The sequence below is a fragment of the Aggregatibacter segnis ATCC 33393 genome, assembly GCF_000185305.1.
Taxonomy (GTDB): domain Bacteria; phylum Pseudomonadota; class Gammaproteobacteria; order Enterobacterales; family Pasteurellaceae; genus Aggregatibacter; species Aggregatibacter segnis.
On sequence record NZ_GL622200.1, the window covers coordinates 1,840,944 to 1,865,498 of the forward strand.

General features: G+C 43.7%; 19 protein-coding genes. 2 read left to right on the forward strand and 17 right to left on the reverse strand.

The annotated features are described in order from the left end of the window. The first annotated feature begins 102 nt into the window (after positions 1–102). Both HMPREF9064_RS00835 and HMPREF9064_RS00830 read left to right on the forward strand, forming a co-directional pair. Positions 103–1,602 carry a helicase HerA-like C-terminal domain-containing protein gene (locus HMPREF9064_RS00835; protein WP_006719652.1) on the forward strand — a complete coding sequence of 500 codons (1,500 nt, stop codon included), beginning with the start codon at positions 103–105 and terminating at the stop codon, positions 1,600–1,602. Between the two features lie 242 nt (positions 1,603–1,844). Further along, on the forward strand, positions 1,845–2,660 hold the full coding sequence (locus HMPREF9064_RS00830) for a class I SAM-dependent methyltransferase (RefSeq protein ID WP_006719654.1): 816 nt from the start codon (positions 1,845–1,847) through the stop codon (positions 2,658–2,660). Positions 2,661–2,735: 75 nt separating this feature from the next. Here the strand turns inward: HMPREF9064_RS00830 and glmS are convergent, their stop codons facing one another. From glmS to HMPREF9064_RS00745, 17 genes are all read right to left on the reverse strand, one after another. After that, entirely contained in the window at positions 2,736–4,568 is a 1,833-nt protein-coding gene (gene glmS, locus HMPREF9064_RS00825; protein WP_032998021.1) for a glutamine--fructose-6-phosphate transaminase (isomerizing), read from the reverse strand. A 55-nt stretch (positions 4,569–4,623) separates the two neighbouring features. Beyond that, positions 4,624–5,400, reverse strand: coding sequence for a DeoR/GlpR family DNA-binding transcription regulator (locus HMPREF9064_RS00820; protein WP_032998022.1), 777 nt, complete (start codon positions 5,398–5,400; stop codon positions 4,624–4,626). Positions 5,401–5,536: 136 nt separating this feature from the next. Next, complete coding sequence (locus HMPREF9064_RS00815) at positions 5,537–5,809, reverse strand: HU family DNA-binding protein (RefSeq protein WP_006719659.1); 273 nt, start codon at positions 5,807–5,809, stop codon at positions 5,537–5,539. 161 nt (positions 5,810–5,970) lie between these two features. After that, positions 5,971–6,561, reverse strand: coding sequence for a YjaG family protein (locus HMPREF9064_RS00810; RefSeq protein WP_006719662.1), 591 nt, complete (start codon positions 6,559–6,561; stop codon positions 5,971–5,973). A gap of 17 nt (positions 6,562–6,578) precedes the next feature. Continuing rightward, positions 6,579–7,643 (reverse strand): uroporphyrinogen decarboxylase, encoded by a 1,065-nt coding sequence (gene hemE, locus HMPREF9064_RS00805; protein WP_006719664.1) that lies wholly within the window; start codon positions 7,641–7,643, stop codon positions 6,579–6,581. Between the two features lie 6 nt (positions 7,644–7,649). Then, positions 7,650–8,435, reverse strand: coding sequence for an NAD(+) diphosphatase (gene nudC / locus HMPREF9064_RS00800; RefSeq protein WP_032998023.1), 786 nt, complete (start codon positions 8,433–8,435; stop codon positions 7,650–7,652). A 165-nt stretch (positions 8,436–8,600) separates the two neighbouring features. Then, a complete protein-coding gene (gene rpoC / locus HMPREF9064_RS00795) occupies positions 8,601–12,869 on the reverse strand; it encodes a DNA-directed RNA polymerase subunit beta' (protein WP_006719668.1) in 4,269 nt (1,422 codons plus the stop codon). 103 nt (positions 12,870–12,972) lie between these two features. After that, positions 12,973–17,001, reverse strand: a complete 4,029-nt coding sequence (gene rpoB / locus HMPREF9064_RS00790) for a DNA-directed RNA polymerase subunit beta (protein WP_006719669.1) — start codon at positions 16,999–17,001, stop codon at positions 12,973–12,975. 269 nt (positions 17,002–17,270) lie between these two features. Next, on the reverse strand, positions 17,271–17,642 hold the full coding sequence (rplL, locus tag HMPREF9064_RS00785) for a 50S ribosomal protein L7/L12 (RefSeq protein WP_005558353.1): 372 nt from the start codon (positions 17,640–17,642) through the stop codon (positions 17,271–17,273). Between the two features lie 51 nt (positions 17,643–17,693). Beyond that, positions 17,694–18,185 carry a 50S ribosomal protein L10 gene (gene rplJ / locus HMPREF9064_RS00780; RefSeq protein WP_005703558.1) on the reverse strand — a complete coding sequence of 164 codons (492 nt, stop codon included), beginning with the start codon at positions 18,183–18,185 and terminating at the stop codon, positions 17,694–17,696. Between the two features lie 355 nt (positions 18,186–18,540). Further along, positions 18,541–19,230, reverse strand: a complete 690-nt coding sequence (rplA, locus tag HMPREF9064_RS00775) for a 50S ribosomal protein L1 (RefSeq protein WP_006719681.1) — start codon at positions 19,228–19,230, stop codon at positions 18,541–18,543. Between the two features lie 4 nt (positions 19,231–19,234). Then, positions 19,235–19,663 carry a 50S ribosomal protein L11 gene (rplK, locus tag HMPREF9064_RS00770; RefSeq protein ID WP_006719683.1) on the reverse strand — a complete coding sequence of 143 codons (429 nt, stop codon included), beginning with the start codon at positions 19,661–19,663 and terminating at the stop codon, positions 19,235–19,237. A 153-nt stretch (positions 19,664–19,816) separates the two neighbouring features. Beyond that, positions 19,817–20,368: a transcription termination/antitermination protein NusG gene (gene nusG, locus HMPREF9064_RS00765; RefSeq protein WP_006719685.1), complete on the reverse strand. Its 552-nt coding sequence runs from the start codon at positions 20,366–20,368 to the stop codon at positions 19,817–19,819. A 1-nt stretch (position 20,369) separates the two neighbouring features. After that, positions 20,370–20,780 (reverse strand): preprotein translocase subunit SecE, encoded by a 411-nt coding sequence (gene secE / locus HMPREF9064_RS00760; protein ID WP_006719687.1) that lies wholly within the window; start codon positions 20,778–20,780, stop codon positions 20,370–20,372. Between the two features lie 161 nt (positions 20,781–20,941). Further along, positions 20,942–21,871: an AEC family transporter gene (locus HMPREF9064_RS00755; protein WP_006719689.1), complete on the reverse strand. Its 930-nt coding sequence runs from the start codon at positions 21,869–21,871 to the stop codon at positions 20,942–20,944. Positions 21,872–21,899: 28 nt separating this feature from the next. Beyond that, on the reverse strand, positions 21,900–23,351 hold the full coding sequence (gene modF, locus HMPREF9064_RS00750) for a molybdate ABC transporter ATP-binding protein ModF (RefSeq protein WP_006719691.1): 1,452 nt from the start codon (positions 23,349–23,351) through the stop codon (positions 21,900–21,902). Between the two features lie 96 nt (positions 23,352–23,447). Next, positions 23,448–24,431: a DUF4424 family protein gene (locus HMPREF9064_RS00745; protein WP_006719694.1), complete on the reverse strand. Its 984-nt coding sequence runs from the start codon at positions 24,429–24,431 to the stop codon at positions 23,448–23,450. Positions 24,432–24,555 lie beyond the last annotated feature (124 nt).

Sequence of the window (24,555 nt, forward strand, 5' to 3'; positions counted from 1 at the left end):
ATGTGGCAGATTATAACGTAAAAACACTGAAATTTTTGACCGCACTGTGTTTTTTAAATATCATGCCTCGCTTAATACGCAATCAATTAGGAACAACAAAATATGCAATATTTACTCGCCCAAACTAGCCAAAACCAACAACTTGGTATCACCGCGAAAATGGCGAACCGCCACGGTTTAATCGCCGGCGCCACCGGCACAGGGAAAACCGTCACGTTACGCAAAATGGCGGAAGCCTTTAGTGACGATGGCGTGCCAGTGTTTTTAGTGGATGTGAAAGGCGACCTTTCCGGCTTAGTGCAGCCGGGCGCGATGCAAGGCAAAATCGCCGAGCGTATTGAACAATTCAATTTAGGCGGCGAAAGCTATTTGAGCGGTTATCCTGTTTCTTTCTGGGACGTGTTCGGCGAAACCGGCATTCCGCTTCGCACCACCATTTCCGAAATGGGGCCGTTATTGCTCTCCCGTTTATTAAACCTCAACGCGACGCAAGAAGGCTTGCTCAACCTCGTGTTCCGTGTGGCGGATGACAAAGGCTTATTGCTTATCGACCTAAAAGACCTGCGTGCCATGTTGAAATATGTAGCGGAAAACGCCAAAACCTTCCAAGTGGAATATGGCAATGTGTCTGCCGCCAGCGTAGGCGCCATTCAACGCGCCTTATTAACCTTAGAAAACGAAGGTGCGGCAAATTTATTCGGCGAACCGGCGCTTAACTTAGATGACTGGCTACAAACCCGTGATGGTCGCGGTGTAATCAATGTGCTTAATTCGGAAAAATTAATTAACTCTCCACGCATGTACAGCGCGTTCTTGCTTTGGTTAATGGCGGAATTATTTGAACAGCTACCGGAAGTAGGCGATCCCGACAAACCGAAATTCGTGATGTTCTTTGACGAAGCGCATTTGCTGTTTGACGGCGCACCAAGCGTATTGGTGGATAAAGTGGAACAGGTCGTGCGTTTGATTCGTTCCAAAGGTGTGGGCATTTATTTCGTGACCCAAAATCCGTTGGATTTGCCGGATACCGTGCTCGGTCAATTAGGCAACCGCGTGCAACACGCCTTGCGCGCCTTTACGCCACGCGATCAAAAGGCTGTGAAATCAGCCGCGGAAACCTTCCGTTCCAACCCGAACATAAACGTGGTTGAAACGATTTCAACACTCGGCGTAGGTCAGGCATTAGTCTCATTCTTAGATGAAAAAGGCATGCCGACACCGGTGGAAATTGCTTACATTTTCCCACCGAAAAGCCAATTAGCGCCGATTACCGCCGAACAACGCACCGCTTGGGTGAAAGACGACGATTTGTATGCCTTCTATAAAGATTATGTGGATAACGAATCTGCTTTTGAGGTGTTAAACCAACAAGCAGATTTAGCCGCCGTGGCGCAAAAACAAGCGGAACAAGCCAAGCAAGAAAAAGAAAACGGCATTATGGGTAGCCTCAGCCGCATGATCTTCGGTACGAAAAAACGCGGTGAACAACTGACCGTAACGGAAGAGCTGGTCAGCGGCGTCGCCAAAGCCGTAGGACGCAACATCCGCAGCCAAATCACCAAACAAATTATGCGGGGAATTTTGGGCGCGTTTAAAAAATAAAATTTATCCGAAAAATGCACCGCACTTTTGGATATTCACTGACGATATTCTCTAAAAAGTGCGGTCATTTTTTTTTAATGTTTTTCACTCTTCATTACTCAGTCTTTAATCAAGAATAATTCTCATCTATAATCACCCCTATTAATAAGAGAAATCACTTTCCCACGACGGCAGTTTACGCCGTACTGCCCGCCATAGCTTTATTCCACTGCAAACAAGCAGGATAAACATAAGGAGTAACTATGTTTCAAATTCAAGATGCGGTCAGCGAAACCCTGCTTATTCCGCTATATATGCGTTATCGAGAATCATTAAAACCCAATCCGATTATTCATGATGAATCGGCGCTGCGCCTGATTCCACAAATCGATTATGATTTCAGTAAATTTGATACCGCCGTACACAGTTCCGTAGGTTCGGCGATTCGCGCCACATATTTGGATAACGTGACTAAAGACTTTATTCAACGCCATCAACAACCGATTATCGTGATGGTCGGCTGCGGGTTGGATGCACGTCATGAGCGTGTTGGTGATATCGGCAAAAACATTCCTTTCTATGAACTGGATTTGCCTGATGTCATTGCATTACGCAAGCAAATGATGCCGCCGGCGGAAAACGAAATTTTATTGCCTGCGTCAGCCTTTGAAACGGATTGGATGGACACATTACAAACGCAATACCCGCACGCTTCGTTTTTATTTGTGATTGAAGGGGTGTTGATGTATTTCACTAAGTCGCAGGTAAAAAAACTGTTTAAAGATTTAGCCGCCCGTTTTAGCGGCGGAGAAATCGTTTTTGATATCGGTAGCACTTGGATGAGCCGCAATTCGAAAAAACATCATGACGTAATAAAACATATGCGAGCCCAATTTGATTACGGCTGTGATGACGATCATGAAATGGAGCACTGGGCAAATAATCTACAACTCATATCGGCAAAATATATGCCCGATTTTCCGGCTTGGAAACGTGTCGGTTTGCTAAAAGCAGTCATCATGTGGCTCGTTCCGACAATCCGCAAATCCTACCGTTTCCTGCGCTATAGAATTACCTAAAATTTGAGGTAAAAAAAGACCGCACTTTGATTTTGTCATTCAAAGTGCGGTCAGAATTTCAAACGTTTTTCGGGATTATTCCACTGTTACCGCTTTCGCCAAGTTACGAGGCTGATCCACATCGGTGCCTTTGATTAAGGCAATATGGTAGGCCAATAATTGCATCGGCACAGTGTAATAAATCGGTGCAGTAATATCATTTACTGTCGGCATAGTGATGATTTTCATACCTTCCGCTTCACTAAAGCCAGCCTCTTTATCCGCAAAAACATACAACTGACCACCGCGTGCGCGAACTTCCTCAATATTGGATTTGATTTTCTCCAGTAATTCATTGTTTGGTGCCACCACAATCACCGGCATATCGGCGTCAATTAATGCTAACGGACCGTGTTTCAATTCGCCGGCGGCATAGGCTTCCGCATGAATGTAAGAAATTTCTTTTAATTTTAGCGATGCTTCCATGGCTATCGGGTAAAACGCGCCTCGGCCTAAAAATAGTGCATGGTTCTTTTCAGCAAAATCTTCCGCAAGCTGTTCAATGTGTTGATCAAAAGCCAGTGCTTTTTCAATTTCTGCCGGTAATGCTTCTAACGCTTTCACGATCTCCTGTTCTTTCTCAGCCGAGAGCGAGCCTTTCGCTTTACCAACCGCGACCACCAACATTAATAATGCGGCTAACTGTGTCGTAAAGGCTTTGGTGGACGCCACACCGATTTCCACACCGGCGCGGGTCATGAAGGCAAGATCCGATTCACGCACCAACGAGGAACTGGCAACGTTACAAATGGTCATCGCAGCCATGTAGCCTTTTTGTTTTGCTAAGCGCAATGCCGCTAAGGTATCAGCGGTCTCACCGGATTGAGAAATGGTGACCAATAAACTGTTCGGACGGGTCACAAACTTGCGATAGCGAAATTCGGAGGCAATTTCCACATCGCAACTGATGCCGGCTAAGCTTTCAAACCAATAACGTGCCACCATACCAGAATTATACGAGGTACCACAGGCCACGATTTGGATGTGTTCTACATTTTCTAAAATCGCTTTTGCCCCATTGCCAATGGATTCAATGACTAAATTATCATGTGTCAAACGCCCTTGCATGGTGTTTACCAGTGCGGTCGGTTGTTCGTAAATTTCTTTTTGCATGTAGTGACGGAATTTTCCTTTCTCTGCCGCATCATTTTCGGCGTTGGAATCGTTCATGCCCCGTTCCACTTTATTACCATCGCGATCGTAAATATCCACAGAACGGCGGGTAATTTCCGCAATATCCCCTTCTTCTAAATAAATAAAACGGCGGGTGACACTCAATAATGCCAGTTGATCAGAGGCAAGGAAATTTTCACCGATCCCTAAACCAATCACCAATGGGCTACCGGAACGAGCCGCCACTAAATGTTCCGGATGCATGCGATCCATCACGACCATACCATACGCGCCGGTCAGTTGCTTCACCACATTTTGTACGGCAGCCAATAAACTTTCTGTACTGCGCATTTCCCATTCCACCAAATGCGCAATCACCTCTGTGTCGGTTTGAGAAGTAAAAATATAACCACGGGATTTTAGCAATGTCCGTAATTCTTCATAATTTTCGATAATGCCGTTATGCACTACGGCGAAATTACCGGAAACGTGCGGATGGGCGTTATCTTCTGAAGGCGCACCATGGGTTGCCCAACGGGTATGCGCAATGCCGGTGCCCCCAATAATCGGCGATTTTTCTACCGCCTCATCAAGCGCTTTAACTTTACCTAAACAACGAATACGTCGTAATTCGTGCTGTGCATCCACCACCGCTAAACCGGCAGAGTCATAACCGCGATACTCAAGACGATGTAATCCGTTAATTAAAATTTCTGCCACATCACGTTGAGCGACTGCACCAACAATTCCACACATAAATTTTGCTCTCCTAAATTCAATTAAAAAAACACTCATAAAAACGACCGCACTTTTAAGCACAAATGACTTCCACGCCATGTGCCTCTATACGTTTTTTACTCTCTTCCGACAACAAATTGTCCGTAATCAATACATCAATTTGTTGCCATACCAATTCAACGTTAGGCATCTTTCGCCCTATTTTTTGTGATTCCACCATCACAATCACTTCGCGAGCCACCTCTGCCATCACTTGGCTCAAGCCAACTAACTCGTTGAACGTTGTCGTTCCCCGTTCAAAATCAATTCCATCAGCACCGATAAATAGCTGGTCAAAGTTATAAGAACGCAATACTTGCTCCGCCACTTTCCCTTGAAAAGACTCTGAAGCCTTATCCCATGTTCCCCCCGTCATTAATAAGGTGGGTTCATTTTCTAGAGAACGCAGTTCGTTCGCCACATACATAGAATTGGTCATCACTACCAATCCTTGCTTGTTGTTCAACTGTTTAATCAACGCTGCCGTGGTGGTGCCGCTATCAATAATAATGCGATTGTGATCTAAAATACGTTCGGCTGCCAATTTAGCAATGGACAACTTTCGTTCCGAAAGAAAGTCCTCCTGTTCATCCTCAATAAGTTCTTGCGGCATCAAGATCGCGCCACCGTAACGGCGCACTAAGAAACCATTGTTTTCTAACACCGTTAAGTCTTTACGAATTGTTACTTCTGAGGTATCAAACAGCTGAACAAGCTGATCAACACTAACTTCTCCACGCTCAAGCAATAATTGCATGATGCCATGGCGACGCTGTTGGGTATTACGAGGCTGAATGTGTCGTTTAGTCATTTCCAAACCAAAATAGTTCCGGTTAAATTTCGGTTCGAAAGTTTATAGCCATTTAGAAAGGATGTAAATAAAAAGATAGGCAACAAAAAACCCTGTTCACTAGAAACAGGGTTTGAAGATTAAATATCAGAACTAATTATTTAACAGCATCTTTTAATGCTTTACCAGAAACGAATGCAGGCACTTTAGAAGCCGCAATTTTAATTTCTGCACCGGTTTGTGGGTTACGACCAGTACGAGCTTTACGCGCGTTTACTTTAAATGTACCGAAACCGATTAATTGTACAGCTTCACCTTTTTTCAAACTACCGGTGATTGCGTCTAAAGTTGCTTCTAAAGCTGCTTTAGCTTGTTTTTTATTTAACTCAGCGGCGCTTGCAATAGCATCAATTAAGTCTGTTTTGTTCATGGATTAGTACCTTCTTTTTAAGAAATTTAACAGTGGCTGAATAAGTATTTTAAGATACCTTATTCAATAAACCAGAATCACTGCAGTCAGTGCAGGCAAAGCTTAATCTAAGTTGCCTTGAAAACAAAGCAGGATTTTTAAAATTTGTGGAAAAAATCACATTATTGGTCAATTTTTACACAAATATTTGAAACTCCCACCTCGCGTAACTCATTTTTTAAATCAGAAATCAACTCAACGTTGTGTTTTTCAGCTTCTTTCAATGCACGATAAATCTGCCATTGCACGTCTAATTCCTGCTGAATTTCTTCCGTTTCCTTTAATTCTGCTTCGGATAATTCACGACCATTTTGCTCAACTAATAAATCGGCTACCGTTTGCAGAGAAAGTTCACTCAATTTAACCGCTTGCACACATGAATCGACGGCGATGACCGTATGCAACACTTCAGCAAGCCCCTCACAGGCATCCAACGCAGGTACGACACCATAAAAATCATAGTCATTCACATCGGGAATAATGTTTTCTAACTTCTCTAACTGATTTTCAAAATTAATATTGGCATCTTTAACCGTTAAATATTCCCACACTAAATTCAAAATATTGTGATATACCTTGGCATTTTGTGGCTGTTCTGTGATTTGGCAGAATAAATGGTAGTTGGGATACATTCGCTCACACAAGCACGCCATAAAAGTTAAATGCTGCCAAGTGGCGAGATTTTCTAAACGTTTATGAATCGGATTTCGCATATTATTTTTACCGCACTTTAGAGATGATAAGGCTTGGATAGCTGGTGTACCGCATCCACCAACACTTTCGGACTTTCTTCCGGCACGTCCTGATGAATGCCATGCCCAAGGTTAAATACATGGCCGCTCCCTTCACCAAACGCCGCTAAAATTGACCGCACTTCGTCTTCAATTCGGCCAGCAGGCGCATAGAGCACGCTCGGATCCATGTTGCCTTGCAATGCTACTTTATGCCCAATACGGTGGCGTGCCTTAGCGATATCCACCGTCCAATCCAAGCCTACCGCATCACAACCGGTGTCGGCAATGGCTTCTAACCATAATCCGCCACCTTTGGTAAATAAGGTGACCGGCACACGACGCCCCTCATGCTCGCGAATCAAACCATCTACGATTTTGTGCATATAACGCAAGGAAAACTCCGGATATTCACGATGCGCCAACACGCCGCCCCACGTATCAAACACCATGACCGCCTGGGCGCCGGCTTTAATTTGCGCATTTAAGTAAAGAATCACGCTGTCTGCCAGTTTATCTAACAAGGCGTGTAATAAGTGCGGTTCGCTATACAGCATTTTTTTAATTTTCGTAAAGGCTTTCGAAGATCCGCCTTCTACCATATAAGTGGCCAATGTCCACGGACTCCCGGAAAAGCCGATAAGGGGCACTTCTCCATTTAATTCACGACGAATCGTGCGCACCGCATTCATCACATATTGCAGTTCTTGTTCCGGATCCGGAATAGGTAAATTTTCCACCGCACTTTTGCTGTCGATAACCCGTTCAAATTTCGGCCCTTCACCGGCGCCAAAGCTTAACCCGAGCCCCATGGCATCAGGAATCGTTAAAATATCGGAAAATAAAATCGCGGCATCCAAAGCATAACGGCGCAACGGTTGTAATGTCACCTCACAAGCTAAATCCGCATTACGACACAAGGACATAAAATCACCGGCTTGCGCACGAGTGGCTTTGTATTCAGGCAAATACCGCCCCGCTTGGCGCATCATCCAAATCGGCGTCATATCCACAGGCTGACGTAAAAGGGCTCTTAAATAACGGTCATTTTTTAATGTGCTCATAAAACCTCATGATTTATTTTTATCTTGTTGACATAAAACAAGCGTTGCTTCAATTAATTTACGCGCAATAGTGCCATGTGGCGGCAATTCAGGCAAAGGCTGTTCGCAATCAAACCACTGCGCATCATAGATTTCTTCCGGTTGGACGTGAATTTCTCCTGCTGCGTAATCAGCCAAAAAGCCCACCATTTGCGAATTAGGAAATGCCCACGGCTGATTGCCAACATAGCGTAAATTTTTCACTTCAATCTGTGTTTCTTCCCAAATTTCACGGTGTACAGCCTCTTCAAAGGTTTCACCCACTTCCACAAAACCTGCCAGCGTCGTGTACATACCGCCTTTGTGGCGCATATGATTTGCTAACAAAATTTGCGAACCGCGCCGAACGGCAACAATCACACAAGGGCAGATTACAGGATAAGTACGAAAGCCGCAAACTTGACATTGTACTGCCCACTCATCCGATTTTTGTTCGGTTTTGCCACCGCACTTGCCACAAAATTGATGCGTTTGGTAAAAATGATTTAATTCTACGCCACGAGCAAGCAGATTAAATTGTTCCTGTGGTAATGACAGCTGATCGCGCAAGGGAAAATACGCCCGTGCATCGTTCGGTTGAGGCACCACGAGATATAACGGTTGCGCTAACCACTCGCCAAGAAAAAGTGCATGATGCCCTGTTAAACCTAATTCAGCCGCAGAACCAAAAGGAAGATTGCCATCAACAAGATGTATGGTGGAACCCTGTGTAAAAAGCCAAAAACCCTTGTCTTCAGCTTGAATTAATTTCATTTTTTGACACCCGTTTAAATACGTGAAAAACACTTAAATTTTCCACCGCACTTTGTTGTTCTGAGAAGAAAAAAGTGCGGTCATTATAAAAGGTATTTTTTTATTTAGCGAATCATGCCCATAAAAAAACCCGAGGTTTAGCTCGGGTTTTTATACGAGGGAATATTATTCCGCGTGCTCGTCATCTTCTACCATGTTTAACATTTCAGTTAAGCTGGCGGAAGCATCTTCAGAGGTCATAACGAATTCAGAAGCAATTTCTTCTTCATCCGCAGCCGATAATCTTACCGGCACCTCTTCATCAGCGATAACTGCCGGGTTTTTGTGACGATTTTGGTGATACGCAAAACCGGTACCAGCCGGGATCAGACGACCCACGATGACGTTTTCTTTCAAGCCGCGTAATTCATCGCGTTTACCTGCTACTGCTGCTTCCGTTAACACACGAGTGGTTTCTTGGAAGGATGCCGCAGAGATGAAGGACTCAGTTGCCAAGGACGCTTTGGTAATACCCAATAATTCACGTTCAAATTCCACCGGTGGCTTGCCTTCCGCTTCACGTTTACGGTTAACGATTTTCACGCGAGCTACTTCCACTTGTTCCCCTTCAAGGAATTCTGAGTCATAAGCTTTGGTAACAATCGCTTTACGCAACATTTGGCGAACGATAACTTCGATGTGTTTATCGTTAATTTTTACCCCTTGTAAGCGGTAAACTTCTTGGACTTCGTTAACGATATATTCGGTTACCGCGTGTACACCGCGTAAACGTAAGATGTCATGTGGCGTTTCTGCGCCATCGGAGATTAAATCACCGCGTTCTACCATTTCACCTTCGAATACGTTCAATTGACGCCATTTTGGAATCATTTCTTCGTACACTTCGCCTTCTGCCGGGGTAATCAACAAGCGACGTTTACCTTTGGTTTCTTTACCGAAGGACACGATACCGGAGATTTCCGCTAAAATCGCAGGCTCTTTCGGTTTACGCGCTTCAAACAAGTCTGCCACGCGAGGAAGACCACCGGTAATATCTTTCGTTCCCACAGATTCTTGCGGAATACGTGCTAACGGATCACCGATATGCACTTCTGCGCCGTCATCTAGGGTCACGATAGCTTTACTTGGTAAGAAGTATTGCGCTACAACATCGGTACCCGGCACGAAAATATCGTTACCTTTGTCATCAACCAGTTTAATCGCCGGACGTAAGTCTTTACCTGCTGTTGCACGTTCACCCACGTCTTGCACCACGATAGAAGAAAGACCGGTTAATTCGTCGGTTTGACGAGTAACAGTTAAACCATCCACGATATCCACGAATTTTACGAAACCGCTCACTTCAGAGATAACCGGCATAGTATGCGGATCCCAGTTCGCAATGGTTTCACCGGCATTCACCTCTTGCTGATCGCCTTTGTTCAAAATAGCACCGTAAGGCACTTTATAGTGCTCTTTGGTACGACCGAAGGTATCCACAACGGTTAATTCCGTGTTACGAGAAGTTAATACTAATTTACCTTCGTTATTGGTCACGAATTTCGCATTGGCCAAACGCAATGTACCGTTGTTTTTCACTTGTACGCTAGACTCTTTGGCTGCTGCAGATGCCGCACCACCGATGTGGAACGTACGCATGGTTAACTGTGTTCCCGGCTCACCGATAGATTGTGCCGCAATAACGCCCACGGCTTCACCTTGGTTAATCAAGTGACCGCGCGCTAAATCACGACCGTAACATTTTGCACACACACCAAAGTCGGTATTACAGGTTACAACAGAACGTACCTTCACGCTGTCCACAGAATTTGCATCTAATACGTCACACAATTTTTCATCTAATAAGGTATTGCGTGGAATTAATACTTCTTCTGTACCTGGTTTTAAGATGTCTTCTGCCGCAACACGACCTAAAACTTGTTCGCGTAGAGGCACTTTTTCATCGCCACCCTCAATTAACGGGGTCATCACGATACCTTCGTGTGTACCACAGTCATCTTCTACGATAACGAGGTCTTGTGCGACGTCAACCAAACGACGAGTTAAGTAACCGGAGTTCGCTGTTTTCAACGCGGTATCCGCCAAACCTTTACGCGCACCGTGGGTAGAAATAAAGTATTGCAAAACGTTCAAACCTTCACGGAAGTTTGCCGTAATCGGGGTTTCGATAATGGAACCATCCGGACGTGCCATCAAGCCACGCATACCCGCTAACTGACGAATCTGTGCTGCAGAACCACGTGCACCGGAATCCGCCATCATAAAGATGCTGTTGAAGGACGCTTGTTTTTCCGGTTTCCCTTCACGGTTAATCACTTCTTCCGTAGAAAGGTTTTCCATCATGGCTTTAGCAACACGCTCGTTGGCAGCAGCCCAAATATCGATTACTTTGTTATAACGTTCGCCGGCGGTCACAAGACCGGATTGGAATTGTTCCTGAATTTCAGCCACTTCTTCTTCCGCTGCAGAAATAATTTCATATTTCTTCGCCGGAATGACCATATCGTCAATACCAACGGAAGAACCAGAACGGGCAGCATAAGCAAAACCGGTATACATAATGTGGTCAGCAAACATAACACTGGCTTTCAAACCTAAACGACGATAGCTTTCGTTAATTAACTTAGAAATCGCTTTTTTACCGAGTGTTTGGTTAAACAAGCTAAATGGCATACCTTTCGGTGCAATCATCCATAAAATCGCACGACCGATAGTCGTATCTGTTAATGTGGTTTTTGATTCAAACTCACCGGCTTCGTTTTTCACATACTCAGTAATACGCACTTTCACACGAGAATGTAATTCTGCTTGACCGGTACGATAGGCTTTTTCTGCTTCGCGCGGGTCTTGCAATAACATGCCTTCACCTTTACCGTTCACTTTTTCGCGGGTCATGTAGTAAAGACCTAACACCACGTCTTGTGATGGAACGATAATCGGATCACCGTTTGCTGGAGAAAGGATGTTGTTCGTAGACATCATTAACGCACGCGCTTCTAATTGCGCTTCCAACGTTAACGGTACGTGTACCGCCATTTGGTCACCATCGAAGTCCGCGTTGAACGCCGCACAAACAAGTGGGTGTAATTGAATCGCTTTACCTTCGATTAAGATCGGCTCAAATGCTTGAATACCCAAACGGTGCAATGTTGGCGCACGGTTCAATAGAATCGGGTGTTCACGAATCACTTCAGCCAAGATATCCCAAACGATGGCGTCTTCACGCTCCACCATTTTCTTCGCAGCTTTAATTGTCGTTGCATAACCACGGCTTTCTAATTTCGCATAGATAAACGGACGGAATAATTCCAATGCCATTTTCTTCGGCAAACCACATTGGTGTAAACGTAAGTATGGACCTACGGTAATTACGGAACGACCGGAGTAGTCAACACGTTTACCCAACAAGTTTTGACGGAAACGGCCTTGTTTACCTTTAATCATATCCGCTAATGATTTTAACGGACGACGGTTAGAACCGGTGATTGCACGACCGCGACGACCGTTGTCTAACAACGCATCAACGGATTCTTGTAACATACGTTTTTCGTTACGCACGATAATATCCGGTGCGATTAAATCTAATAAACGTTTTAAGCGGTTGTTACGGTTGATGACACGACGGTATAAATCGTTCAAGTCGGAAGTCGCAAAACGACCGCCGTCTAACGGCACTAACGGACGTAAATCCGGTGGAAGCACCGGTAATACGGTCATCACCATCCATTCTGGTTTGTTGCCGGATTGTAAGAAGGCTTCCAATAATTTTAAGCGTTTAGTGATTTTCTTACGTTTGGTTTCGGAATTGGTTTCTTGTAATTCTTCGCGTAAATTTTCGCATTCCGCTTCCAAATCGATACCGCGTAATAAGGCTTGAATGGCTTCTGCACCCATTTTGGCATCGAACTCATCTTGCCAACGATCTTCCGCGTCAAGATATTGTTCTTCGGTTAACAACTGACCACGCTCGAGATCGGTCATACCCGGTTCGATCACAATGTAAGATTCAAAATAAAGCACGCGTTCAATATCACGCAACGGCATGTCTAACAATAAACCGATACGGGACGGCAGGGATTTTAAGAACCAAATGTGCGCCACCGGTGAGGCCAATTCAATGTGCCCCATACGTTCACGACGAACTTTAGTTTGAGTGACTTCTACGCCACATTTTTCACAAATCACACCGCGGTGTTTTAAGCGTTTGTACTTACCGCACAAACATTCGTAATCTTTTACCGGTCCGAAGATACGGGCACAGAAAAGACCGTCACGCTCTGGTTTAAAGGTACGATAGTTGATTGTTTCAGGCTTTTTAACTTCACCGTATGACCAAGAACGGATCATGTCAGGTGAGGCTAAACCGATTTTAATCACATCAAAATCTTCAGCGGTTTTTGATTGTGCTTTTAAAAACTTAACTAAGTCTTTCACAGATTTGCTCCTGTCGGAGTTAAACTTATTCAAGTGCGGTCGTTTTTCAAAACGTTTTTAAAATCGACCGCACTTGGGCTCAATAGGGGGTCAATACCCTGACTTATTCTTCGTCCAAGTCGATGTTAATACCAAGTGAACGGATTTCTTTCATAATTACGTTGAAAGATTCCGGTGTGCCCGGATCCATTTGTTGGTTGCCGCTGACGATGTTTTTATACATCTTCGTACGACCGTTCACGTCATCGGATTTCACGGTTAACATTTCTTGTAAGGTATAAGCCGCACCATAAGCTTCAAGTGCCCACACCTCCATCTCACCGAAACGTTGACCACCGAATTGCGCCTTACCACCCAACGGTTGTTGAGTAACAAGACTATAAGAACCGGTTGAACGCGCGTGCATTTTGTCATCAACCAAGTGGTTCAATTTGAGCATATACATGTAACCTACCGTTACCGGACGCTCGAATTTCTCACCTGTACGACCATCATAAAGGGTAATTTGACCGGAAGTCGGTAAACCACCAAGCTCTAATAAGCCTTTAATTTCTTTTTCATGAGCACCGTCAAATACCGGTGTCGCAATCGGCAAACCTTTACGCAAGTTTTGTGCTAAACGCATCACTTCTTCGTCTGTAAAGGTGCTGAGATCCACTTTTTGTGAACCGCCGCCAAGGTCATAGGCTTTCTGCATGTATTCACGCAATTTCGCGATAGATTGTTGTTGTTTAATCATCGCATTAATTTGATCACCGATACCTTTTGCCGCCAAACCTAAGTGAGTTTCTAAGATCTGACCAATATTCATACGGGACGGAACGCCCAGCGGGTTCAATACGATTTCAACAGGTTGACCGTTTTCATCGTATGGCATGTCTTCCACAGGGTTAATTTTGGAGATAACCCCTTTGTTACCGTGACGACCCGCCATTTTATCACCCGGTTGAATTTGACGTTTCACCGCCAAGTACACTTTAACGACTTTCAACACGCCCGGTGCCAAATCGTCGCCTTGGATAATCTTGTTGCGTTGAACTTCTAATTTACGTTCAAATTCTTTGCGTAATTCTTCGTGTTGTTCCGCTAACTGCTCTAACTGGTGTTGTTTTTCCTCGTTATCTAAGGTTTGTTCCAACCATTTAGTGCGGTCTAATTTATCTAAGGATTTCGCATCGAAACCGCCGGATAACAAGAGGTTGCGGACACGCATAAACAAGCCGGCTTCTAAGATCTCAAACTCTTCGCTCAAGTCTTTTTTCGCTTGTTTTAATTGCATTTCTTCGATTTCTAACGCACGTTTGTCTTTTTCTACGCCATCACGGGTAAACACTTGTACGTCAATAACGGTACCGGAAACGCTGTTTGGTACGCGTAAAGAAGAGTCTTTCACATCAGACGCTTTTTCACCGAAGATCGCGCGTAATAATTTTTCTTCCGGGGTTAATTGGGTTTCACCTTTTGGTGTCACTTTACCGACCAGAATATCGCCGCCCTTCACTTCCGCACCGATATACACGATACCGGATTCGTCCAATTTGCTTAATGCGGCTTCACCGACGTTAGGAATATCTGCGGTAATTTCTTCCGCACCTAATTTGGTATCACGTGCCACACAAGAAAGCTCTTGAATGTGAATAGTGGTGAAACGATCTTGTTGTACCACACGTTCGGAAACTAACATGGAGTCTTCGAAGTTATAACCGTTCCACGGCATGAACGCCACGCGAATATTTTGACCAAGCGCCAATTCACCTAAATCGGTAGAAGGACCATCTGCCAAAATTTCACCACGCTCAACCGGCTCACCTAATTCCACACAAGGAATTTGGTTGATACAGGTGTTTTGGTTAGAACGGGTATATTTGATTAAGTTATAAATATCAATACCGGCTTCGCCCGCAACGGTTTCGTCTTCATTGACTTTCACCACAATACGGGAAGCGTCCACGTATTGAATCGTACCACCGCGTTTTGCAACAACCGCAACACCGGAGTCAAGCGCTACTGCTTTCTCAATACCAGTACCGACTAATGGTTTGTCTGCGCGTAATGTTGGTACGGCTTGACGTTGCATGTTCGCCCCCATCAAGGCACGGTTCGCATCGTCATGCTCTAAGAATGGAATCAAAGCTGCCGCCACAGAAACCACTTGTTGAGTAGAAACGTCCATATAGTGAATTTCTTCAGGTTTATAAAGACCTGATTCACCATGTTCACCACGACAGGTAACAAACGCATCGGTAAAGCGGAACTCGTCATCAAGATTTGAGTTCGCCTGTGCGATAACGTATTTACCTTCTTCAATCGCAGAAAGGTATTCGATTTCTTCAGTCACTTGGCCATTGACGACTTTACGATACGGTGTTTCTAAGAAACCGTAGTCGTTGGTACGCGCATAAACGGAAAGAGAGTTAATCAAACCGATGTTTGGACCTTCAGGGGTTTCAATCGGACACACGCGACCATAGTGAGTCGCATGGACGTCACGCACTTCAAAGCCTGCACGTTCACGAGTTAAACCGCCCGGTCCCAATGCAGAAATACGGCGTTTGTGTGTAACTTCTGATAATGGGTTGTTTTGGTCCATAAATTGAGATAATTGAGATGAACCAAAGAATTCTTTCACCGCAGCAGAAATTGGTTTCGCATTAATTAAATCTTGTGGTGTCACAGCTTCCAGATCACCTAAAGACAAGCGCTCTTTCACTGCACGCTCAACACGCACTAAGCCAATACGGAATTGGTTTTCTGCCATCTCACCCACAGAACGAATACGACGGTTACCTAAGTGGTCAATATCATCCACTTCACCACGACCGTTACGAATTTCGATCAATTTCTTCATGACACTTACGATATCTTCGTTACTTAATGTGCCACTGCCGGTGGTTTCTTCAATCCCTAAAGAGCGGTTGAATTTCATACGGCCTACCGCAGACAAGTCATAACGGTCGGAAGAGAAGAATAAATTCTCAAATAACGCTTCTGCCGCTTCTTTTGTCGGTGGCTCACCCGGACGCATCATACGGTAAATTTCCACTAACGCGCTTAAACGATCGCTAGACGGATCAACACGTAATGTTTCGGAAATATATGGGCCGTAATCCAAGTCATTGGTGAATAAGGTTTCAACTGTGGTATAGCCTGCTTGTGCTAATTTCGCCAATACCTCAAGAGAAAGCTCCATATTCGCCGCACAAACTAATTCGCCGGTATCTAAATTGACATAGTCTTTCGCAGCAACTTTACCCACAATATATTCAGTTGGTACGTCTACTTGTTTAATATTATCTTTTTCTAATGCTTTAATATGACGAGCAGTGATGCGACGACCACGTTCCACATACACTTTGCCATTTGCTTCAATATCAAATGCCGCCGTTTCACCACGTAAACGTTCAGGCATTAAATTCATCAGCAATTTATTATCTTTAATTTCGAAGACAACTTTATCAAAGAAAAGATCTAAGATTTGTTCAGTGGTGTAACCCAACGCGCGCAAGATAATCGTTGATGGTAATTTACGACGACGGTCGATACGTGCATATAAGTTATCTTTCGGATCAAATTCAAAATCCAACCATGAACCACGGTAAGGAATAATACGTGCGTTATACAGCACTTTACCTGAAGAGTGAGTTTTACCTTTGTCACTATCAAAGAATACACCCGGACTACGATGTAATTGAGACACGATAACACGCTCGGTACCGTTAATCACGAAAGTACCATTATCGGTCATTAATGGGATCTCACCCATATAAACTTCTTGTTCTTTAATATCTTTGATCGTGCCAGGTGCGGCATCTTTGTCATAGCTAACCAAGCGTAATTTCACACGTAACGGTGCCGCATAAGTGGTACCACGGATTTGACACTCACGCACATCAAACACCGGCTCACCTAGCCTATAGCTAACATATTGTAATTCGGTATTTCCATTGGTACTGACAATTGGGAATACAGAGCGGAAAGCGGCTTCTAAGCCTTGTTGACCATCCGGATCTCTTTGAATAAATTTTTCAAAAGAATCAAGCTGGATTGTTAATAAATAGGGAATATTTAAAACTTGCGGACGTTTGCCGAAGTCTTTACGAATTCTTTTTTTCTCGGTATAGGAGTAAACCATAGGGTTCCTCTGCTTGCTGTTCAGTGACCCACAATCAACACGCAATATTTGCGACAAATATTGGTGATAATGTATTAGATACCGTTTTTAGATGACCGCACTATGAACCTTACTTCTTGAGTGGGTAGCTCAAATTAAAATGCTTTGTTTAACTTGAGGAAACAAAAGTAATCAAACGGCAAATTTACTTCTGTTTTTGATAGCACAAAATGGCTGATGGTCACCCACCAGCCATTTAGCCTGAGAAACAGGACGAAATAAAATCAAAATTATTTGATTTCTACTTTCGCGCCAGCTTCTTCTAATTCTTTCTTAAGTGCTTCTGCTTCTGCTTTAGCAATGCCTTCTTTCAATACAGCCGGTGCAGATTCAACTAAGTCTTTAGCTTCTTTCAAGCCTAAACCGGTTGCACCACGTACTGCTTTGATTACTGCTACTTTGTTAGCACCAGCTTCAGCAAGAACTACGTCGAATTCAGTTTTTTCTTCTGCCGCTGCTGCTGCACCACCTGCTGGAGCTGCTGCTACTGCTGCCGCTGCGGAAACACCGAATTTTTCTTCCATCGCTGCGATTAATTCAACGATTTCAGTTACAGATTTAGAAGCAATCGCTTCAATGATTTGTTCGTTAGTTAATGACATAACAATCAATTCCTAAAGTAAATAAAGTTAATTGGATGAAGAAACGCTTGATTAAGCCGCTTCTTGTAATTTGTCGCGTAATGCCGCAAAAGTGCGAACAAGTTTGCCTGCCGCAGCTTCTTTCATTGTGCCCATTAAACGTGCAATTGCTTCGTCGTAAGTCGGTAATGTTGCTAAGAATTCAACATCTTGGATCTTACCTTCAAAGGCTGCACCTTTAAGTTCAAACTTATCGTTTGCTTTCGCAAATTCTTTGAACAAACGTGCTGCAGCACCTGGATGTTCAGTAGAGAATGCGATAAGTGTTGGACCGGTAAATGTGTCTTTCAAACACTCGAATTCAGTACCTTCTACCGCACGACGTAATAAAGTATTACGAACAACGCGCATAGAAACACCGGCTTCACGTGCAGATTTACGCAATTCGGTCATTTTGTCTACTGTCACACCACGGGAATCCGCGATCACAGCAGAAAGGGCACCTTTGGCTGCTTCATTTACTTCGGCAACAATTGCTTGTTTGTCTTGAAGATTTAATGCCATTGGCTGTTAGCTCCTGAATACACTCCGATTGCTCGGAATTTAAATACCTAATAAAACGACTATTAGGACGAATTCGGTGCACAGAAGCAAGAAAATTCTTATTCTGTTCACCATCTACGTAGGATGATTAAGATTGCTCCCCTACGGTCTTGGACGGGGCTTGAATGAGGTCAAGCACCAACCAGAAATGCTAAACCGCAAATAAAATACGGTCTAAAAGGACGCAGATTATAACGATCGAAATAACATTTGTAAATGCCTGATGATAAAAAATCACCAATTCGACAACGATAAATGTCGAAAAAAATAACCGCACTTGTAAAAGTGCGGTCATATTTCATCGTATTTCTACGGATTACAGTGAAGCTTGATCGATTGCTACACCGGCACCCATTGTAGTAGAAAGACTTACTTTCTTAATGAAGATACCTTTAGATGTTGCAGGTTTCGCTTTAGTTAAAGCGGCTAACAACGCTTGAAGGTTTTCTTTCAATTGTACTTCAGAGAAGTTTGCTTTACCGATAGTAGTGTGGATGATACCGTTTTTATCGTTGCGATAACGGATCTGACCGGATTTAGCATTTTTCACTGCTTCAGCAACGTTTGGTGTGACAGTACCCACTTTCGGGTTTGGCATTAAACCACGTGGGCCTAATACTTGACCTAATTGACCAACAACACGCATTGCATCAGGAGAAGCGATAACAACGTCAAAGTTCATTTCGCCTTTCTTAACTTGCTCTGCTAAGTCTTCCATACCTACTAAATCAGCACCAGCTTCTTTAGCTGCTTCTGCGTTTGCACCTTGGGTGAACACAGCAACACGAACTTCACGACCAGTACCGTGTGGTAATACTGTTGCACCACGAACGTTTTGGTCAGATTTACGAGGGTCGATACCCAAGTTTACTGCAACATCAACACTTTCAACGAATTTAGCCGTTGCGAATTGTTTCAATACTGCGATTGCTTCGTTGATTTCGTATGCTTTAGTAGAATCTACGCCAGCTTTGATTGCTTTCATTTTTTTAGTCAATTTAGCCATCGTATTACTCCTCTACCACTAAGCCCATTGAACGAGCAGTACCAGCGATTGATTGCATTTTGTCTTCGATAGTCGCACCAGTCATATCCGCTGCTTTAGTTTCAGCGATTTGACGAACTTGTTCTAAAGTCACTTTACCTACTTTATCTTTGTTCGGTTTAGCAGAACCAGATTTCACACCAGCTGCTTTTTTCAACAATACTGCTGCCGGTGGAGTTTTAGTCACGAAAGTGAATGAACGGTCTGCATAAACGGTGATAACAACCGGAATTGGTAAACCTTTTTCTAAGCTCTCAGTACGAGCGTTGAATGCTTTACAGAATTCCATGATGTTTACACCTTGTTGACCTAACGCAGGACCAACCGGTGGTGATGGGTTTGCCATACCAGCTGCAACTTGCAACTTAACGTAGGCTTGGACTTTTTTTGCCATTTTAGTTTCCTCTAAATGGGTGATAACGCTATTGCTAGCTCCCCTGTTGTTAAAAAGGGCTGCATTCTAATCAAACGCAACCGGTTTTTCAAGTAAAACGTCGAAAAAATGCACCGCACTTAAAAAAGTGCGGTGGAAAATTCAACCATTTTACTAGTTATTCTTTTCTACTTGTCCGAACTCAAGTTCAACCGGCGTAGCACGACCAAAAATAGACACAGACACTTTCAAGCGGCCTTTTTCGTAGTCGATTTCTTCTACTGTACCATTGAAATCCATAAATGGACCTTCGGTTACTCGTACTTCTTCCCCAGGTTGGAAAGTCGTTCTTGGTTTCGGTTTATCGCTATTTTGTTCCAAGCGATTTAAAATGATATCCGCTTCACGATTGCTAATTGGCGCCGGTTTGTCCGGTGTGCCACCAATGAAACCCATCACGCGTGGTACGCTACGCACCAAGTGCCAAGTGTCATCGTTCATTTCCATTTGTACTAATACATAACCTGGGAAATATTTACGTTCACTTTTGCGACGTTTACCCGCCACATTTTCGACAACTTCTTCTGTCGGCACTAACACTTCACCGAACTGTTCTTCCATATTGTGAAGTTTGATGTATTCACGCAATGTGGTCGCTACGCGCGCTTCAAAACCGGAGAACGCTTGCAACACATACCAACGTTTTTTATTTGCGGTTTCGGTCATTTTAGAATCTCCAGTCGGTTAAGAAGGTAATGATGCTAACGATGATTGAATCCAAGCCCCAAAGGATTAAAGACACAAATACGGTCACACCAACAACGATAAAAGTTGTTTGCGTTGCTTCCGGACGGCTTGGCCAAACAATTCGACGTAATTCAGTACGGGCATCTTGAAAGAAACCAAGGGCTTTTCTGCCTTGATTGGTTGTCGCTGCAACCCCTAAAGAGATCAACAACAACACGATAACCGCAACAACGCGAATTGGGGTGGAATATTGATCTTGGAAATAGATATTACCAAATGCACTCGCCGCAATGATTGCAACGGTTAACAACCATAAAAAAATGTTTAATCCTTTAGACTTTTCAACGGAAGCCTCAGATTCATTTTTCTTTTTCTCAATCTCTAATGCCATAAAAATTTATCCATTATGTAACTTTAAAAAACAGGGATCCTTTTTCGAACGCAGGATTATAGCAGCTAATTTTCCAGTTTCACAATTAAAAATTATGCATTTACACAAGTGCGGTCGTTTTTCAGCGTGTTTCTAAACATTCTCAAAATCCACCGCACTTTTTACCACAACTGATACAGTGCAATAATGAAGGGCATGCTAAACATGCAAAGGAGGGTGGTGACCCCATAAATGGCACTGGCTTTTTGCGGATTATTCCCAAAAATTAACGCCATTTGCGTGACCGTCGAAGCCGCTGGGCTCGTTGTCGCAAGGAAACTAATCAAAGCGATCGTTTCACCGTTTTGTACCCAACCTGAAAAGCCGCAAAGTTTAACGACAACCATTAAAAACAGCGGAATCACTAACAAACGCAGAAACGTCACCAAATAAATACGTTTAGAGGAGAAAAGATCCCGCAGTGGAATAGAAGCAATCAGCATGCCGGCAATCAACATCGCATTCGGACCAATAAACATCCCGACGGAAGACAACGTACCATTGATGGTATCAGGCAGTTTAATTTGTAAGGCAAACATCACTAAACCCATCATGATCGACCAAATGTTGATATTTTTTAGCACCGTTTTCAGCGTTAAATTGCCCTTTCCGGCAATAATCAGACGACAGTGCGTCCAAAACATGAACGTTTGCACGATAATAAAACAACTGGCGTAAACCACCCATTCTTTACCGAACAATCCCATCACCAACGGAATAATCAAATTACCTGAATTAGCATAAATCGATGCCGCATGCTCGATAGGATCCAATTTCAGCGTTCTCTTTAACACCGTACCGATAATCACCAGCATGCCATGTAAAAACACCGCCATCCCAAAAGACAGCATTAATCCCTCTAGAATTTCCGGCGTATACGAAATCTGAAAAGCTTCAATCATCACGGCGGGACTGATGATATATAACCCGATAATAGACAGCGGCTTACTGTCTTCCGATTTAAGCAATTTGCTTTTCACCAACCCATAGCCCATCAACACAATAAGGGTCAGTTCAACGATTTTCGTGCCGAGAATGAATGCGATATCCATAGTTGTTCTTCGTCAAAATAATTAAAAATCACACCGCACTTTGTTTATAAACGTATCCATCGCCTTGCGGGATAAATTCAAACACATGCGTAATGCAATTCGGCGCGTCCTGATCTTGGTGGGACACGAAGAGTAGTTGGGTTTGACTATTGTTCACCAGTTGTTCGATAAAGTGCTTTACCAGTTTGCGATTCATGCCGTCGAGGCCTTGCAACGGTTCATCTAAAATCAATATGGGCGGGTGTTTCACCATCGCGCGGGTAATCAACAACAGGCGCTGTTGTCCCCAAGAAAGGGAACGAAACGGACGATTTGCCAACGCCTCCATATTCAAGCGCGTAAGCCATTGCATCGCCTTGATCCGCAGTGCGCCGGGAACGCTTTGGTATACGCCGATGCTGTCAAAAAAGCCCGAAAGAATCACCTCTAACGCAGAACAGTTGACCCGATAATCCATGTGTAACTGACTGCTGACATAACCGATGTTGCGTTTAATCTCCCAAATGGTTTCGCCACTTCCCCGCTGTTTACCGAATAAAACCACATGATTAGCATAAGATTGCGGATGATCGCCGCAAATAAGCGACAATAGCGTAGATTTTCCCGCACCATTCTGCCCTTTAATCCACCAATTTTGCTCAGGCGCCACTGTCCAATCAAGCCGATTTAAAATGACATTCTCACCATATTGAACAGTAACGTTTTTCAGTTCAAAAGGGGATTGATTCGGCGGTAATTTAATCGGCGATACAGCACTTTCCGGCAACGGCACATCAACGTTTTGTTCCGCATATTGTACTTGTTGAAATAGACTTTGTTGCTCAACCTCCGTCCGCCCTCCCTGCAAAATTAACTGGTTGTGATCTAACAACGCCACATGATCAGCGGCAGAAGGAATGTCGGAAAAGCGATTGACGATCAACACCAACGCCATTTTTTCATTGAGCTGTTGTAGCAATTGTTGCCAATCCGACACAGACTGTTGATCTAGCCCTTCAAAAGGCTCATCTAAAATTAATAATTGCGGTTCGGAAACCAATGCCTGCGCCAACAACACTTTGCGGCTCTCGCCGGTAGAAAGCAACATAAACGGACGATCCAACAACGACGTAATATGCAACAGCGCCGCATAAGAGTCACACAAGGTTTCCTTATCACTACTGTTCAAAATGGTCTGACGTGCGGTTTTGCCGAAATCGTCTGGACTCACCGTATCGTTGTTACGATCTTTAAACGTTTGTTCCAGAATTTGTTGTTGCCGTTCAAAAGAAAACAACCCAATGCGTTCAAAATCACTGTGATATTCGCCCGCCTCAAGAGGCAATGCCCCTTGTAATGCTAATGAAAACGCCGTTTTTCCGCTGCCGTTACTGCCCACCACGACCCAATAATCCCGAGCCTTGACAAAAAAGTGCGGTAGATTTAGCAAACGTTTTTCATGCAGTCGAAATTGCGCATTTTCTATATTGAGTTGAGGCATGATTGCTCCTTTTATTTACCACAAGCAGACAGTACCACGGAACAATTTTCCCCATGAACATGAATTTGCCCAGCTTTTTACTCCGCATTCACTGTTTTACGGTGCATACAACACATCTAAATCCTGTTGTGGCAGGAAATCTTTTTCCTGTACTTGGAATTGTACCACCTTGTCGTTTTGCAAGACTTTCTTCACTTCTCCTTTGCCTTTCCAGCAAAATGACACCAACTGATCTTTTGGTCGCTCGATGGTTAAGGTGAAATCGGCGATTGGTTTTGCCCAGTTGGCCCCGGTTTTTAAAATATAGCCCAACTGACGATAAGAACCACCGCCCTCAGGAATTAATTTTCTAATGGCATGTTTAAATTCAGGACCAATACAATATTGCTCGGTAAACGGTGTCTCCTCACCGAGTTCTAATATAGACGAAATAGACACGCCACCACCGACCAAAGGGGCATATTCATGGCTGATGTAAGTCGTGTCGGAGGCTTTAAAGGTTTGCTGCCAACTATAAATAATTTGCCCGCCCCAAAACAGTTCACCTTCATATTTTTCCAATTCAAATTTGGCTAAACGAGGATCTTTACACTTCAAAATTTTATTATCTGCCGATGCAGATTTGCGCAACCAAGGTTCCATCAATTCTTCCTCAGTTAAACCACAATCTCTGAAAATCGCCGTCACATCATGAGGCACCAATTTTTGTTCCTCTGTCCCTTCTTTTTCTGTTTTATAAAGAAACGCCCGCACATGCACTTGCGGTTTAATTTCCTTACCATTAGCGTAGATTTTAAAGGTGTTAATTAACCCTGCTGTATCCGCAAAGTCTCCGTAATCATAAAGAGAAACCTCAGGTAATGGGAATAGCACAGTTTCCGTAATGTCTTTGTCGGTGAGATTTTGATATTCGTAGTCCACCTTAATTTTATCGAGGCTGATAAACAGATTTTCTTTTTGCATGGCAATATTGTCATTTTTGAGGTATTCCACGCCACCAGTGGACACAAACCCCATGCTATCGTTGGCTTGTGCAGTAAAAGCGAAACAGAGCGCGGTTAAAACAACGTATTTTTTCATATTGGTCCTCAGGAAATAATGTATTGATGAACGGCGAAAATCATAGCAGGAATTGGCAGGATTAGGGATAAAAAGTGCGGTGGGTTTTGAAAACGTTTTTGAGACTCTACCGTGAGTAATACAT

Coding starts and splice junctions, on each gene's coding strand:
- glmS (WP_032998021.1), bottom strand. CDS start 4,568: ATGTGTGGAATTGTTGGTGCAGTCGCTCAACGTGATGTGGCAGAAATT.
- rplK (WP_006719683.1), bottom strand. CDS start 19,663: ATGGCAAAAAAAGTCCAAGCCTACGTTAAGTTGCAAGTTGCAGCTGGT.
- HMPREF9064_RS00820 (WP_032998022.1), bottom strand. CDS start 5,400: ATGACTAAACGACACATTCAGCCTCGTAATACCCAACAGCGTCGCCAT.
- nudC (WP_032998023.1), bottom strand. CDS start 8,435: ATGAAATTAATTCAAGCTGAAGACAAGGGTTTTTGGCTTTTTACACAG.
- hemE (WP_006719664.1), bottom strand. CDS start 7,643: ATGAGCACATTAAAAAATGACCGTTATTTAAGAGCCCTTTTACGTCAG.
- HMPREF9064_RS00835 (WP_006719652.1), top strand. CDS start 103: ATGCAATATTTACTCGCCCAAACTAGCCAAAACCAACAACTTGGTATC.
- nusG (WP_006719685.1), bottom strand. CDS start 20,368: ATGACCGAAACCGCAAATAAAAAACGTTGGTATGTGTTGCAAGCGTTC.
- rpoB (WP_006719669.1), bottom strand. CDS start 17,001: ATGGTTTACTCCTATACCGAGAAAAAAAGAATTCGTAAAGACTTCGGC.
- rplA (WP_006719681.1), bottom strand. CDS start 19,230: ATGGCTAAATTGACTAAAAAAATGAAAGCAATCAAAGCTGGCGTAGAT.
- secE (WP_006719687.1), bottom strand. CDS start 20,780: ATGGCATTAGAGATTGAGAAAAAGAAAAATGAATCTGAGGCTTCCGTT.
- rplJ (WP_005703558.1), bottom strand. CDS start 18,185: ATGGCATTAAATCTTCAAGACAAACAAGCAATTGTTGCCGAAGTAAAT.
- HMPREF9064_RS00810 (WP_006719662.1), bottom strand. CDS start 6,561: ATGCGAAATCCGATTCATAAACGTTTAGAAAATCTCGCCACTTGGCAG.
- modF (WP_006719691.1), bottom strand. CDS start 23,351: ATGCCTCAACTCAATATAGAAAATGCGCAATTTCGACTGCATGAAAAA.
- HMPREF9064_RS00830 (WP_006719654.1), top strand. CDS start 1,845: ATGTTTCAAATTCAAGATGCGGTCAGCGAAACCCTGCTTATTCCGCTA.
- HMPREF9064_RS00745 (WP_006719694.1), bottom strand. CDS start 24,431: ATGAAAAAATACGTTGTTTTAACCGCGCTCTGTTTCGCTTTTACTGCA.
- rplL (WP_005558353.1), bottom strand. CDS start 17,642: ATGTCATTAACTAACGAACAAATCATTGAAGCGATTGCTTCTAAATCT.
- HMPREF9064_RS00815 (WP_006719659.1), bottom strand. CDS start 5,809: ATGAACAAAACAGACTTAATTGATGCTATTGCAAGCGCCGCTGAGTTA.
- HMPREF9064_RS00755 (WP_006719689.1), bottom strand. CDS start 21,871: ATGGATATCGCATTCATTCTCGGCACGAAAATCGTTGAACTGACCCTT.